The organism is Caldimonas taiwanensis NBRC 104434 (assembly GCF_001592165.1).
Lineage (GTDB): Bacteria > Pseudomonadota > Gammaproteobacteria > Burkholderiales > Burkholderiaceae_C > Caldimonas > Caldimonas manganoxidans.
Map to the genome: position 1 here is coordinate 1 of NZ_BCWK01000068.1, position 1301 is coordinate 1301.

Below are 1301 nucleotides of genomic sequence, written 5' to 3' on the forward strand. Positions count from 1 at the left end.
TCCCAGAGGATTTTTATGCTCCATCAGACAGTGCTGGTTTTTACTGGCTGAAGACTGGCATGGCCCGGTATGCCGATGAAGCCCACGAGGTGCAGCGCCAGGTCGTGTGGACCGATCAGGGCTTCAAAGTGTGCTATCGCAGCGCGGCGTTTTGGCGTGCGAGTGCGGCGGTGAATTTGCCTTCGGCGGTGCAGCATCTGTACAGCTCGGCGCTCAATGGTTTTGATGCGCGCTGCTGTGCGTACGGGGTGGCGCTGGCAGTGCTGACCGAGCGGCGGCTGCCAGACGAGCAAGGCCAGCATACCCAGTGGTATCCCGAGGGCTATACGAGGAGAAGATGGTGGTGAAGCGATGGGTCGTGGGGCTGGGGGCTGTGCTGGCTCTGGGTGCAGGGCTGGTTATTGCAAAGGGATCAACTCAAGAGTGGGCGACCAAGACCGCCATGCTAGACATGGGGCCTGGATGCAGGATCAAGCTTCAGGTGCCAGCCTCGGCTGACTATGGCGCAGTTGGTCCCAAGCCGGGTTACGAGGGAGAAGGCGGTATCACCATCGAAAACCCCCTCAACCTGAAACGCAAGACGTACATCGAGCCGCTCTATCTGCGATTTTTTTGCCATGACGCCGACCCAGAAGCCTTGAGTGAAGGTGATCCTCTGAGCTATGACGCGTCTACGCACACCTGGCGCAAGGACATGGAGAAGCTGTATGGACTCTATGTCGATCCTGATCGTGCCTTCAAGAAGAAGCTGGACCAGGCGGTGCGCATTTATGAGATGAAATCTGTCAATGCCCAGGGGTTTGCTTACACCTTGGATGATGTCACTGGCGAAGAAAGCACTCGGCGCCGCGTGTTGCACTACTGTTTGTTTCGCGACAAGAAAGCCGTTTGTAGTGGTTGGGACACACGGATGGGCTATTTGCCCGAAATCCGCCGCCATCCGGCGCGTGACCTGACCCCGTACGCGCTGCGGATTTTGCGCAGCATCGAGTTTGTCGATGAGGCACCGCAGGCCGCACCGACAGCGTCGCAGCCGGCATCACAGTGAATGAGCTGCAAGGCCCCCGCAGCGTCGCCTGGTGGGGGGCGCAAAAGCCGCATGGGGCCCGCGGCGGGGCCTGGCAGGTGCACACAGCGGTCAGGCGCTGAGTGTGCTGGCCCCGCGCGCGCACTGCCGCAGCTTCATGCGAGTGCCGGTGCAGCACGAGCCGGCATACAACCCCGAGGCGGGCGAAGCCAGCGTGCGGGCGTTGCGCTTTACGTTGCGAGCGATCGTGCGCATTGCTCAGCGCGTGCGCGAA

2 protein-coding genes are annotated in these 1301 nt (G+C 61.0%); both read left to right on the forward strand.

What is annotated here, in order from left to right; translation table 11 throughout:
• Positions 1–347: hypothetical protein (locus CTA01S_RS16100; protein ID WP_232301111.1), on the forward strand; the 347-nt coding region annotated here is incomplete at its 5' end.
• Positions 338–1048, forward strand: coding sequence for a hypothetical protein (locus tag CTA01S_RS16105; protein ID WP_157451409.1), 711 nt, complete (start codon positions 338–340; stop codon positions 1046–1048). The genes CTA01S_RS16100 and CTA01S_RS16105, both read left to right, overlap by 10 nt.
• The last annotated feature ends 253 nt before the right edge of the window (positions 1049–1301 follow it).

Coding starts and splice junctions, on each gene's coding strand:
- CTA01S_RS16105 (WP_157451409.1), top strand. CDS start 338: ATGGTGGTGAAGCGATGGGTCGTGGGGCTGGGGGCTGTGCTGGCTCTG.